At 73.2% G+C, this 12,861-nt stretch carries 11 protein-coding genes; 8 read left to right on the top strand and 3 right to left on the bottom strand.

The genetic code is table 11. The features are described from left to right. Window positions 1–11 precede the first annotated feature (11 nt). The 3 genes from O5O46_RS18530 to O5O46_RS18520 all read left to right on the top strand — a co-directional run bounded on the left by O5O46_RS18530 (window position 12) and on the right by O5O46_RS18520 (window position 3,582). Window positions 12–1,382 (top strand): M16 family metallopeptidase, encoded by a 1,371-nt coding sequence (locus O5O46_RS18530; protein WP_269856587.1) that lies wholly within the window; start codon window positions 12–14, stop codon window positions 1,380–1,382. Then, window positions 1,379–2,770, top strand: a complete 1,392-nt coding sequence (locus O5O46_RS18525) for a M16 family metallopeptidase (RefSeq protein ID WP_269856586.1) — start codon at window positions 1,379–1,381, stop codon at window positions 2,768–2,770. Before O5O46_RS18530 ends, O5O46_RS18525 begins: the two co-directional genes overlap by 4 nt. A 110-nt stretch (window positions 2,771–2,880) precedes the next feature. Further along, window positions 2,881–3,582: a GntR family transcriptional regulator gene (locus O5O46_RS18520; RefSeq protein ID WP_269856585.1), complete on the top strand. Its 702-nt coding sequence runs from the start codon at window positions 2,881–2,883 to the stop codon at window positions 3,580–3,582. Window positions 3,583–3,708: 126 nt separating this feature from the next. On the opposite strand, the gene O5O46_RS18515 is transcribed toward O5O46_RS18520, so the two are convergent. Beyond that, entirely contained in the window at window positions 3,709–3,990 is a 282-nt protein-coding gene (locus O5O46_RS18515; protein ID WP_269856584.1) for an HPr family phosphocarrier protein, read from the bottom strand. A 141-nt stretch (window positions 3,991–4,131) separates the two neighbouring features. Here O5O46_RS18515 and O5O46_RS18510 point away from each other — a divergent pair, with 141 nt between their 5' ends. The 4 genes from O5O46_RS18510 (at window position 4,132) to O5O46_RS18495 (ending at window position 9,464) form a co-directional block, all read left to right on the top strand. Further along, window positions 4,132–6,879, top strand: a complete 2,748-nt coding sequence (locus O5O46_RS18510; protein WP_269856583.1) for a bifunctional acetate--CoA ligase family protein/GNAT family N-acetyltransferase — start codon at window positions 4,132–4,134, stop codon at window positions 6,877–6,879. 28 nt (window positions 6,880–6,907) lie between these two features. After that, a complete protein-coding gene (locus tag O5O46_RS18505) occupies window positions 6,908–7,501 on the top strand; it encodes a DUF5998 family protein (protein ID WP_269856582.1) in 594 nt (197 codons plus the stop codon). Beyond that, window positions 7,501–8,700 (top strand): alkaline phosphatase family protein, encoded by a 1,200-nt coding sequence (locus tag O5O46_RS18500; protein WP_269856581.1) that lies wholly within the window; start codon window positions 7,501–7,503, stop codon window positions 8,698–8,700. Before O5O46_RS18505 ends, O5O46_RS18500 begins: the two co-directional genes overlap by 1 nt. A 113-nt stretch (window positions 8,701–8,813) precedes the next feature. Beyond that, complete coding sequence (locus O5O46_RS18495; protein ID WP_269856580.1) at window positions 8,814–9,464, top strand: thymidine kinase; 651 nt, start codon at window positions 8,814–8,816, stop codon at window positions 9,462–9,464. 53 nt (window positions 9,465–9,517) lie between these two features. Here the strand turns inward: O5O46_RS18495 and O5O46_RS18490 are convergent, their stop codons facing one another. Further along, window positions 9,518–10,297, bottom strand: a complete 780-nt coding sequence (locus O5O46_RS18490; RefSeq protein ID WP_269856579.1) for a VOC family protein — start codon at window positions 10,295–10,297, stop codon at window positions 9,518–9,520. A 237-nt stretch (window positions 10,298–10,534) separates the two neighbouring features. Here O5O46_RS18490 and O5O46_RS18485 point away from each other — a divergent pair, with 237 nt between their 5' ends. Further along, complete coding sequence (locus tag O5O46_RS18485) at window positions 10,535–11,350, top strand: sulfurtransferase (RefSeq protein ID WP_269856578.1); 816 nt, start codon at window positions 10,535–10,537, stop codon at window positions 11,348–11,350. 73 nt (window positions 11,351–11,423) lie between these two features. Here O5O46_RS18485 and sepH read toward each other — a convergent pair whose 3' ends face one another. Then, entirely contained in the window at window positions 11,424–12,521 is a 1,098-nt protein-coding gene (sepH, locus tag O5O46_RS18480) for a septation protein SepH (protein ID WP_269856577.1), read from the bottom strand. Window positions 12,522–12,861: the final 340 nt, after the last annotated feature.

Genomic DNA, 12,861 nt, shown 5'->3' with positions numbered 1-12,861 from the left:
ACGGCTAGCGCATGGCTCACATGGCCTCGTCGGAGGCACAATCCGGCGGCCTGACAGCGACGGAGCACCGCCTGGCCAACGGGCTGCGCGTGGTGCTCTCCGAGGACCACCTCACACCGGTCGCCGCGATCTGCCTCTGGTACGACGTCGGCTCGCGTCACGAGGTCGCGGGCCGCACCGGACTCGCCCACCTCTTCGAGCACTTGATGTTCCAGGGCTCCGCGCAGGTGCCGGGCAACGGCCACTTCGAGCTGGTGCAGGGCGCGGGCGGCTCGCTCAACGGCACCACCAGCTTCGAGCGCACCAACTACTTCGAGACCATGCCCGCCCACCAGGTGGAGCTGGCGCTGTGGCTGGAGGCCGACCGGATGGGCAGCCTGCTCACCGCGCTCGACCTGGAGAGCCTGGACAACCAGCGCGACGTGGTCAAGAACGAGCGCCGCCAGCGGTACGACAACGTGCCCTACGGCACCGCGTTCGAGCGACTGACGGCCATGGCGTTCCCGGAGGGGCACCCGTACCACCACACGCCGATCGGCTCGATGGCGGACCTGGACGCCGCCTCGCTGGAGGACGCCCGCCAGTTCTTCCGCACCTACTACGCGCCCAACAACGCGGTCCTCGCGGTCGTCGGCGACATCGACCCGGAGCAGACGCTGCGCTGGATCGAGAAGTACTTCGGCTCCATCCCCGCGCACGACGGCAAGCCCACCCCGCGAGACGGCTCGCTGCCCGAGCTGGTGGGCGAGGAACTGCGCGAGGTGATCCACGAGGACGTGCCGTCCCGCGCCCTGATGGCCGCCTACCGTCTGCCGCACGACGGCACCCGCGAAGCGGACGCCGCCGACCTCGCGCTGACCGTGCTCGGCGGCGGCGAGTCCTCCCGGCTGCACAACCGCCTGGTCCGGCACGACCGCACCGCGGTCGGCGCGGGCTTCGGCCTGCTGCGGCTGGCCGGTGCGCCCTCGCTGGGCTGGCTGGACGTGAAGGCGTCCAGCGGCGCCGAGGTGGCCGACATCGAGGCCGCGGTCGACGAGGAGCTGGCCCGGTTCGCGGAGCAGGGGCCGACGCCGGAGGAGATGGAGCGCGCCCAGGCCCAACTGGAGCGCGAATGGCTGGACCGGCTGGCCACGGTCGGCGGTCGCGCCGACGAACTGTGCCGCTACGCCGTGCTGTTCGGCGATCCGCAACTGGCACTGACCGCTGTCCAGCGGGTACTTGAGGTGACCCCCGAGGAGGTCAGGGCGGTGGCCGCGGCGCGGCTGCGGCCGGACAACCGGGCGGTACTGATCTACGAACCGACCGGGCGCGAGGGCGCCCCGGAGGGACCCGAGGGCCCGACCGTCGGCCCGGTCGAGGAAGACGGCGAGGAAGCCCGATGAGCAACGCCACGCAGTCCGCCATGACGTTCCACCCGCAGCCGCAGGCGGGCGCCGCCAAGCCGTGGGCCTTCCCGGCCCCCGAGCGCGGCGCGCTGCCCAACGGCCTGACCGTGCTGCACTGCCACCGGCCCGGCCAGCGGGTCATCGCGGCGGAGGTGCTGCTGGACGCACCGCTGGACGCCGAGCCCGCCGGCCTCGAAGGCGTCGCCACCATCATGTCCAGGGCGTTCTCCGAGGGCACCGACACCCTCACCGCCGAGGAGTTCGCGGCCGAACTGGAGCGCTGCGGCGCCACGTTGGACGCGCACGCCGACCACCCCGGGGTACGGGTGCAGCTCGAGGTCCCCGCCTCCCGGCTGGAGAAGGCGCTCGGCCTGATGGCCGACGCGCTGCGCGCGCCCGCCTTCCCGGAGGGCGAGGTCAGCCGGCTGGTCAAGAACCGGCTGGACGAGATCCCGCACGAGATGGCCAACCCGGCGCGCAGGGCGGCGGTCGCGCTGTCCGCCGAGCTGTTCCCGGCGGAGTCCCGGATGTCCCGGCCGCGGCAGGGCACCGAGGAGACGGTCGTCGACATCGACGCCGCGGCGGTGCGCGCCTTCTACTCGGCACATGTCCGCCCGGCCACCGCGACCGCCGTCATCGTCGGGGATCTGACCGGAATCGATCTTGACGCGGTACTGGCCCGGACCCTCGGCACCTGGACCGGCGACGCCGCGGCGCCCCGCCGGATGCCGCCGATCAGCGCGGACGACACCGCCCGGGTGGTGGTCGTGGACCGGCCGGGCGCGGTGCAGACCCAGGTGCTCATCGGCCGCGTCGGCGGCGACCGGCACGACATGGCGTGGCCCGCGCAGGTGCTCGGCACGTACTGCCTGGGCGGCACGCTGACCTCGCGGCTGGACCGGGTGCTGCGAGAGGAGAAGGGCTACACCTACGGGGTGCGGGCTTTCGGCCAGGTACTGCGCTCGGCGCCGGACGGCTCGGGGGCCTCGCTGCTGGCGATCAGCGGTTCGGTCGCCACCGACGTCACGGCTCCGGCGCTCGCCGACACCTGGCAGGTGCTGCGCACCCTCGCCAAGGACGGGCTGACCGACGAGGAACGCGACGTGGCGGTGCAGAACCTGGTCGGTGTCGCGCCGCTGAAGTACGAGACCGCCGCCGCGGTCGCCGACACCCTCGCGGACCAGGTCGAGCAGTACCTGCCGGACGACTTCCAGGCCCGGCTGTACGAGCGGCTGGCCGCCACCGGAACCGTGGAGGCGACGGCGGCCGTGGTCAACGCCTTCGCGCCGGACCGCATGGTGGTGGTGCTGGTCGGTGACGCCTCGGTGATCGAGCAGCCGGTACGGGAGTTGGGCATCGGCCCGGTATCCGTGGTCCGCGGCTAGCGACCCCGCCGTCCCGCGCGCCCAGGGGCGCGCGGGACGGCCATACGCGAGAATGCGCCGAATTCATCCCGGCCGCCGGAATCGCCGCCGATTTGGAATACAGTTTGGGAATGGCGACCGGCAAAACGCGATCGGAAGTGGACGGCACCGGTGAAGCGGCGCGGCGTATTTCCGCCCGCACGGTGTGCTCCGCGATCCGGGACGACATCGTCAGCGGATTCTTCGCTCCCGGCGGCCGGCTGACCGAGGAGTTGCTGGCCAAGCGGTACGGGGTGTCCCGGGTGCCGGTGCGTGAGGCGCTGCGCACCCTGGAGTCCGAGGGGTTCGTGCGCACCCGCAGGCATGCGGGCGCCACCGTCGCCGAGCCCACCGAGCAGGAGGCTGGCGATCTGCTCGAAATGCGGTCGCTGCTGGAGCCGTTGGGGGCGGCGCGGGCCGCCCAACGCCGCACCCAGCAGCAACTGCGGGTGCTGAGTGGGCTGGTGCGGCTGGGGCAGGAGCGTTGCAGGGAGGGGCAGTTGTCCGATCTGCCAGCGTTGGACGGCTGGTTCCACGAGACGCTGGCCCAGGCCTCCGGCAGTCCCGGACTCGCTTCGCTGCTCACCCAGTTGCGGCGGAAGATCTCCTGGATGTACGCGGTGGAGCAGGCCGGGCGGGGCCCCGGCGCCTGGGAGGAGCACGCGGCGATCACCGACGCGGTGGCGCGACGCGATGCGGTGCGGGCGCGCGAGCTGGCCGCCGCGCACGTCGCCAGGGCGACCGCCGCGCACCGGTTGAAACATGCTGTAAACACCAGACGCGACCGCATTTAACAGGCGTGCCGTATACAACTCGCAGGGAATTGCCCGGCCATTTTTCCGCGGATATGCGAATGGCGGTGCCAGGTATCTGAACCGATACCCGGCACCGCCGTGCCGCGCATTGGGCGCGGAAAGGTCTCAGACGGTTTCCGGCAGCTCGTCCAGGCCCTCGGCGACCAGCTTGGACAGCCGGTCGAGCGCCTCCTCCGCGCCCTCGGCGTCGGAGGCCAGCACGATCTCCTCGCCGCCCTGCGCGCCCAGCCCGAGCACGGCGAGCATGGAGGCGGCGTTGACCGGGGTGCCGTCGGCCTTGGCGATCGTGATCGGCACGCCGGCGGCGGTCGCGGCGCGGACGAAGATCGACGCGGGGCGGGCGTGCAGGCCCTCGGCCCAGCCGACGTTGACGCGGCGCTCAGCCATGGTTCAACCCTTCTGATGACTCTGGTTGTCTAGACCAGTTAACCACGACCGCGCGGGTGCCGGACGCCTCCCCGGCACGCCATGCGCCGAGCGTCGCCCGCGGCAGCGCCGAACCGGGCCGATCGGCCTACTCTTGCGCCCATGGAGACCTCGCGCACCCCGGCCTACCCCGTCCACTGGGAGGCGGACGTGGTGCTGCGCGACGGGGGGATCGCCCACATCCGGCCCATCACACCCGACGACGCGCAGCGGCTGGTCAGCTTCTACGAGCAGGTGTCCGACGAGTCGAAGTACTACCGCTTCTTCGCTCCCTACCCCCGGCTTTCCGACCGGGACGTGCACCGCTTCACCCACCACGACTACGTCGACCGGGTGGGCCTGGCGGCCACCGTGGGCGGCGAGTTCATCGCCACCGTCCGCTACGACCGGCTGGACGACGGCGTGGCGGAGGTCGCGTTCCTGGTCCAGGACGCCCATCAGGGCCGGGGTGTCGCCTCCGCACTGCTGGAGCACATCGCCGCCGTCGCCCGGGAGAACGGCATCCGCCGCTTCGACGCCGAAGTGCTGCCCGCCAACCGGAAGATGATCAAAGTCTTCACGGACGTGGGCTACACCGCTCAACGGAGCTTCACCGACGGCGTGGTCCGCCTCGAACTCGACCTGGAGCCCACCGAGGCCTCGGTCGCCGTGATGCGCGCCCGCGAGCAGCGCGCCGAGGCCCGCTCCGTGCAGCGGCTGCTGGCCCCCCGCGCGGTCGCCGTGGTCGGCGCCGGGCGGGCCGAGGGCGGGGTCGGCCGCGGCCTGCTGCGCAACCTGCTCGCCGCGGGCTTCACCGGCCGCCTGTACGCGGTCAACCGCAATTTCCCGCAGGGCATGGACATGCTGGAGCCGGAAGGCGTTCCCGGGTACCGCTCGGTGGCCGCCATCGGCCAGCCGGTGGACCTGGCGGTCCTCGCGGTGCCCGCCGAGGCGGTGCCGGAAGCCGTGGCGGACTGCGGGGTGCACGGCGTGCAGGGCCTGCTCGTGATCGCCAACGGCTACGCCGAGTCCGGCCCGCAGGGGCGGGAGCGACAGCGCGCCCTGGTCCGCCAGGCCAGGTCCTACGGGATGCGGGTCATCGGACCGAACGCTTTCGGACTGATCAACACCGCTCCCGGGGTGCGGCTCAACGCGTCGCTGTCACCCGAGGCACCCGCCGCCGGGCGGCTCGGGCTGTTCACCCAGTCCGGCGCCATCGGCATCTCCCTGCTGTCCGGACTGCACCGGCGCGGCGCCGGACTCGGCGGCATCTCGACCTTCGTCTCGGCGGGCAACCGCGCCGACGTGTCCGGAAACGACCTGCTCCAGTACTGGCACGACGACCCCGACACCGACGTGGCGCTGATGTACCTGGAATCCATCGGCAACCCACGCAAGTTCACCCGGCTGGCGCGCCGCACCGCCGCCGTCAAACCCGTCGTCGTGGTCAAGGGCGCCCGGCACTCCGGTGCGCTGCCGCCCGGCCACACCGTGCCCGTCACCCGCATCCCGGACGCCACCGTCTCCGCGCTGCTGAGGCAGGCCGGGATCATCCGGGTCGACACGGTCACCGAACTCCTGGACACCGGGGTGCTGTTGGCGCACCAGCCGCTGCCCGCCGGTGAACGCGTCGCCATCCTCGGCAACTCCGAGTCGCTGGGCCTGCTCGCGTACGACGCCTGCCTGAGCGCCGGACTGCGCCCGAGGCCACCGCGCGACCTCACCACCGGGGCGGCGCCCCAGGACTTCCACGCCGCGCTGGCCGCCGCGCTGGCCGACGACGAGGTGGACGCGGTCCTGGTCACCGCGATCCCACGGGTCGGCGCGGTGGACGCCGGTGACCCCGACTCGGCCGACGACCCGGCGCTGGCGGCGGCGCTGCGCACCGCGGCCGGGGCCGCCGCCAAGCCGGTGGCCGTGGTCCAGCTCGCCCTGGACCGGCTCGCCGACCGGCTGGGCGAGGCCGCCCCCGAGGGCGCGTCCGGCGCGCCCCGGATCCCCACCTACCCGGCCGCCGAGCGGGCGGTACGGGCGCTGGCCGAGGCGGTGCGCTACGCGCGCTGGCGGCGGGAGGACGCGACCCCCGGCCGGGTGCCGGAACTGGACGGCGTCGACGAGGCGGCGGCCAGGGCGGACGTCGACCGGCTGCTGGACGCCACCGAGCCCGCGGGCGGCCGGGGCGTCACCCTGGACGACGCGGCCGGAGGCGCCCTGCTCGGCCGGTACGGGATCGAGGTATGGGCCGCGCTGGCCGCCCCCGACGCCGACAGCGCGGTCGCCGCCGCCCGGCGGCTGGGCTTCCCGGTGGCGCTCAAGGCCACCGCCCCGCACCTGCGGCACCGCGCCGACCTCGGCGGGGTGCGGCTCGACCTCGCGGGAGAGGGCGAACTGCGGCGCGCCTACGAGGAGTTGACACGGCAGCTGGGCAGGCCCGACGAGGTGCGGCCGGTCGTGCAGTCCATGGCGCCGCGCGGGGTCGACACAGTGGTGCGGGCCGCCGTGGACCCGGCCGCGGGCTCGGTGCTCTCCTTCGGGCTCGCGGGCGCGGCATCCGAGCTGCTCGGTGATCTCGCGCACCACCTGGTGCCGGTCACCGACCGGGACGCCGCCCAACTGGTGCGCACCATCAAGGCGGCGCCCATGCTGTTCGGCTGGCGCGGCGCGGAGCCCGCCGACACCGCCGCCCTGGAGGAGACGCTGCTGCGGGTGTCCCGGCTGGTCGACGACCTGCCGGAGGTGGTCTCCGTTCACCTCGAACCCGTTGTCGTGGCCCCCCGCGGGCTCGGGGTCAGCGTCCTGGGCGCGACCGTGCGGCTGGCGCACCCCCCGGCCCGTACCGACCTGGGACCGCGTGCACTGTCGTCTCTGTGAGCGTGCGGCCGACACTAAGATGGTGCCCATGGCGAAGACCGGTACGACGACTCAGGGGCTGCGCGCGGCGATCGAGCGCAGCGGCTACTACCCGGCGCTCGTGGCGGAGGCCGTGGAGGCCTCGGTCGGCGGGGAACCGGTGGTGGCGTACCTGGTCAACCAAGAGACCACATTCGACGCCAACGAGGTGCGCCGACACATCACCGTCCTCGTCCTCACCCCCACCCGCTTCCTGGTCAGCCACACCGACGAACAGGGCGCGGACGACACCTCGCCCTCCCCGTACGCCACCACCTCCACCGAGTCCGTGAAGATAGGCCGGATCTCGTCCGTGGTGGTCAGCCGGGTCGTCGCCAACCCCGAGTCGTACACTCCCGGCACGCTGCCGCGCGAGGTGGTGCTCACCATAGGGTGGGGCGCCGTCAGCCGTATCGACCTGGAGCCCGCCGCCTGCGGGGACCCCAACTGCGACGCGGACCACGGCTTCACCGGCTCCTCCACCGCCGACGACCTCTCGCTGCGGGTGAGCGAGGCGGGCGACGGTCCGGAGGCGGTGCGCCAGACGCTCGCCTTCGCCCAGGCGCTCTCCGAAGCCACCGCCTCCGCTACGGCGCAGCGCTGATGGCGCAGCCTGCCGCGACCGGGCAGCACGGTTACCCCGCCCCGCTCGACATCCGCACCGCCCCCGCCCCCCGTTACGGGACGGCGGCCCTGGCCGACCTGCTGCCCGCGGTGGCGCGCGGCCTGTCGGTGCCGGGCGTTCCGGCCACCGCCCTGGACCTGACGCCGGCCGACCGGGTGTGCGTCTTCCTGGTGGACGGCATGGGCTGGGAACTGCTCAAGGCCCACCCGGACGAGGCGCCCTACCTGACCTCGCTGCTGGGCAGTTCGCTGGGCGGCTCCGGTACCCCGCTCACCGCGGGCTTCCCGTCCACCACCGCCACCTCGCTGGCCTCGGTGGGCACCGGGCTGCCCCCGGGCGCGCACGGCCTGGCCGGGTACACGGTCGCCGTACCGGGGCAGCGCCAGTTGATGAACCAGTTGCGCTGGCAGCCGTGGACCGACCCGCACAAGTGGCAGCCGTACCCCACGGTCTTCCAGCTCAGCGACGCCGCGGGGGTGGCCACCTGCCAGGTGTCCGCACCGGCCTTCGAGCACACCCCGCTGACCCAGATCGCGCTGTCCGGCGGAACGTTTCACGGTCGGCTGACCGGCGAGGAGCGGATGGACCTGGCCGCCGACCGGCTGGCCGCCGCCGACCGCACGCTGGTCTACACGTACTACAGCGAACTCGACGGCATGGGGCACCGGCACGGTGTCGACTCCGATGCCTGGCGCGGCCAGTTGATGATGGTCGACCGGCTGGCGCAGCGGCTCGCCGAGCAACTCCCGCCGCGCTCCGTGCTGTACGTCACCGCCGACCACGGGATGATCGACATCCCCTTCGACCCCGAGGCGCGGATCGACTTCGACGAGGACTGGGAGCTAGGCGCGGGCGTCGAGCTGCTCGGTGGGGAGGCGCGGGCCCGCCATGTCTACGCGGTGCCGGGCGCCGCCGCCGATGTGCACGCGGTGTGGAGCGAGGTGCTGGGCGACCGGATGTGGGTGGCCACCCGCGAACAGGCCATCGCCGCCGGGTGGTTCGGACCACGGGTGGACGAGCGGGTGCACGGCCGGATCGGCGACGTGGTGGCGGTGGCCCGGGACGACATCGCGGTGGTCGCCACCCGCAACGAGCCGGGCGAGTCCTCCATGGTCGGACTGCACGGCTCGCTCGCGCCGGTGGAACAGCTCGTACCGCTGCTCGAAGTGCGCGGCTAGACGCCTCCCGCCGCAGGCGTGGTGGTTCTGGGGCCTTGCTCCCGTGCCTTCCTGCCGCCGGGCCGCGTGGCACCCTGTCGACATCCTCTTTCCGAAAGGCCCATGGCTGCTCCATGTCCGAACTGGTGTACTTCTGCGGGACCATGGACTGCGGCAAGAGCACGCTCGCCCTGCAGATCGAGCACAACCGCTCGGCGCGCGGTCTCCAGGGGCTGATCTTCACCCGCAGCGACCGTGCCGGCGCCGGTGTGCTCTCCTCCCGCCTCGGCCTGTCCACCAAGGCCGTCGAGGCCACGGACGACCTCGACTTCTACGGGTACGTGGTGGGCCACCTGTCCGGCGGCGGCCGCGCCGACTACGTGATAGCCGACGAGGCGCAGTTCTTCACCCCCGAGCAGGTCGACCAACTCGCCCGGGTGGTGGACGACTTGGAGCTGGACGTCTACGCCTTCGGCATCGCCACCGACTTCCGCACCCGCCTCTTCCCCGGATCCCAGCGCCTGGTGGAGCTGGCCGACCGGATCGAGGTGCTCCAGGTCGAGGCGCTGTGCTGGTGCGGCGCCCGGGCCACCCACAACGCGCGCACCGTGGACGGCCGGATGGTCGTCGAGGGCGCCCAGGTCGTGGTGGGCGACGTCAACCACTCGCGGGGCGAGGTGGGTTACGAGGTGCTGTGCCGCCGTCACCATATTCGCCGGATGACGGCGGCCTCGGCTCGCGCGGCGGCGCTGTCCCCGGACGTGCTGCCCGTCGAACAGCACTGAGGTCCGGAGCCTGTCGGGCGGTTGTGCGACTGCCGCAGCCCACGACACGAGTTCTACGGCTCGGTGGTCCTGACCACGGAGAACCGGGCGCCCTGCGGGTCCTCCACGGTCGCCGTCCGCCCGTACGCCGAGTCGTGCGGCCCGCGCAGCACCCGCCCGCCCAACTCCACCACGCGGCGCGCCGCCTCGTCGGTGTCCGCCACCGCGAAGTAGGTCATCCAGTGCGGCCCGCGGTCGCGTGGCACCGCCTGGCCGACGCCGTGGATCCCGGCCACCGGGCGGCCCTCCAGCAGCAGTGTCAGGTAGTCCAGGTCGGCGGAGACCACGGCCTGCGTCTCGTAGCCGAAGACCGCGGTGTAGAACTTGCCGACGGTGGCCGACTCACGGGTGAGCAGCTCGTTCCACGCCAGCGTCCCCGGCTCGCCCACCACCCCGACCCCCAGGTGGGTGTTGGGCTGCCAGACCCCGAACACCGCTCCGCTCGGGTCGGCGGCGATCGCCATCCGGCCCGCCTCGTCGTCGGCGTCCAAAGGCCCCACGGCCACCGTGCCACCGCAGTCGCGGACCAGCTCGCAGGTGGCGTCCGCGTCCTGCGAGCACAGGTAGGTGGTCCAGGCGACGGGCAGGCCGCGGCCTTTGGGGACCTCGTCGATCCCGGCGACCAGGCGGCCTTCCCGTAGCGCCCGGACATACGGCCCGAAGTGCTTGGGGCCAGGCTGGAACTCCCAGCCGAACAGCCTGCCGTAGAACTCCTCGGTCACCGGCAGGCTGCGCACCAACAGGCTGACCCAGCAGGGCGTGCCCTGGGGACGCCGGGCCGATACCTCGGTCATCGGATTCTCTCCTCGCGCGACGGTTAGCGGGGGACGAGCCAGAGATGATGCTGTCACCACTGGGCCCGTCGCGCGCCCCCACCGCGCCGCTTCCACGGTGGGCCGCGAGGAGGATGCCCGGTTGGTCATCTCTTGTCCGTGTCACGACCGTTGCCGCCTCATGACGATCGGTATGCCGGGGTGAAACCGCCAACGGCCGTACCGGCGCCCGGAACCCGGTGCGGGGACAATGGCGGCATGGATGCCATCATCTCAGCGGCGGAGCTGCTCAGCGCCCCCCAGGACCGGACGATCCTCGATGTGCGCTACCAACTCGGCGGCCCGCCCGGTCGGCCGCAGTACGAGGCGGGACACATCCCCGGCGCCCGCTACGTCGACCTCGAGGCCGAACTCGCCGGGCCGCCCGGGGCGCACGGCCGCCATCCGCTGCCGGAACTCGACGTCTTCACCACGGCGATGCGCCGTGCCGGAGTCCGTGACGACCGGCAGGTCGTGGTCTACGACGGCGGGCAGGGCTGGGCGGCGGCCCGCGCCTGGTGGATGCTGCGCTGGGCGGGGCACCGGGACGTACGGGTGCTGGACGGCGGGCTGCCGGCCTGGACCGGCCCGCTGGAGACCGGCGAGTCACGGCCCGCCGAGGGCGACTTCACCGCCCGGCCGGGCGCGGCCCCCCTGCTGACCGCCGACGACGCGGCGGCGCTGGCCCGCACCGGGGTGCTGCTCGACGCCCGGGCGGCGGAGCGGTACCGCGGCGAGGTCGAGCCGATCGACCCGGTGGCCGGGCACATCCCGGGCGCGGTGAGTGCTCCGACGACCGAGAACATCGCCGAGGACGGCCGGTTGCGCTCGTCCGAGGAGTTGGCAAAGCGCTTCGCCGCCCTCGGTGTTGGGCAGGGCACCGAGGTCGGCGTCTACTGCGGCTCGGGCGTCTCGGCCGCCCAGCAGGTGCTGGCGCTCGCGGTGGCGGGCATTCCGGCCGCGCTGTACGTGGGTTCGTGGAGCGAGTGGTGCCATGACGGCAGCCGCCCGGTCGCCACGGGGGCGACGCCGTAGCGACCGGGCGGCTATGGGGAGCGCGTTGGGGCGCGCCGGGGGCCGCCGGGCGCACCCGGCGGCCCCCGGCGCGCTAGTCCTGCTTCTTACGACGGCTGCCGAAGACGATCTCGTCCCAACTCGGCACCGTGGCCCGCCGACCCGGCCGTACCCCGTCCGCCTCCGCCTGGCGGTCGGTGGTGCCGACCAGCCGCTCGCGGTGGCCGGCCACCGAACGCGGCATCAGCACGTCCGCGTAGGCGGAACCGGCGCCCGCGCTGGCCGCCGGGGCGGGCGGCGCCTCCTCCACCTCCGCGGGCTCGTCGTCCGGCTCGGTGGCCGAGGCCGTCTCGGAGCCCGTGGAGGTGGACGGGACCACCATGTCGCCGCGGAAGCTCGGCACCGCCTCCAGCAGGCTGGTCAGCGAGTCCTTGCCGTCCTCGGGACGCTCCTCGGACTGCTCGGCGCGGTCGGCGCGCTCGACCCGGTCCACGCGGTCGATGCGCGGCGTGCCGCGGTCCAGCGGACGGTCCCTGGGCAGCCGGGCGATCCGCGGTACGAACGGGAAGCTCGGCTCCGGCTGCTCCGGCACCGTCTCGCCGATGAGCGCCCGCGCCTCGTCGTCCACCGCCTGCACGAGCCGCCGGGGCGGGTCGTACGTCCAGGTGGCCGAGTGCGGTTCACCCGCGACCCGGTAGACCAGCAGCACCTCCCAGGTGCCGTCGTCCCGCCGCCAGGAGTCCCACTGGGCGCTGTCCTTCTCCGCGCCGCGCAGCAGCAGCCGTTCGGCCACCGCCTCGCCCAACTGCGGGCCGGTGCTCTCGCCCTGCCGCCGTACCGGCGTCTTGCGGGCGCGCTCGGCCATGAACGCCCGCTCCGCCAGCACCGGTCCCTCGAAGCGCCGAACGCGTTCGACGGGGATCCCGGCGAGCTGCGCCACCTCCTCAGCGGAGGCGCCCGCTCGTATGCGGGCCTGGATGTCACGCGGGCGCAGATGGCTCTCGACCTCGATCTCGATCTGTCCGAGGCGGGCTCTGTCGTTGCGTACGGCGGCGCGCAGCCGCTCGTCGATGGGGAGGGTGTACTCCGTGTTGTCCGCAGCTTTGAGCACCAGTCGTGTGCCGTCGTTGCTCACGGCCACGACACGCAGATCGGGCATGGGGACCTCCCGGGTGGTGCCTGCCGACGTCACGTGCGTCGCTGCTCCCGAAGAACGAGTGTGGCCTGCCCGACTCCGGCCTGCCACAACCTTGCCGACTTACCCGGCGTGTCGGGCACCTTCCCCAACGCGCCGTTATGGCACGGTTACCTATTCGCAACTGAAAGTGACGAGCTTCATCACTCCCTGTCACAAACTGTCGCGAATGCCAGTCCTGCTGGGCGGCGCCTGGCTGGCGGCACCTTCGGGACCCCTCCCGCAGGATCCGGGCAGCCGGACGGGAAACCGGTGCACGGGCTGGCAACAGTACTCCATTCGGGCCACTTCGGTGCAGCACCGCGCCGCCGATGTTCCGGGGGAGTGGGGGGAGTTG

The organism is Streptomyces sp. RPT161 (genome assembly GCF_027533845.1).
Lineage (GTDB): Bacteria > Actinomycetota > Actinomycetes > Streptomycetales > Streptomycetaceae > Streptantibioticus_A > Streptantibioticus_A silvisoli_A.
This window is presented reverse-complemented; position numbering and strand designations above follow the sequence as displayed.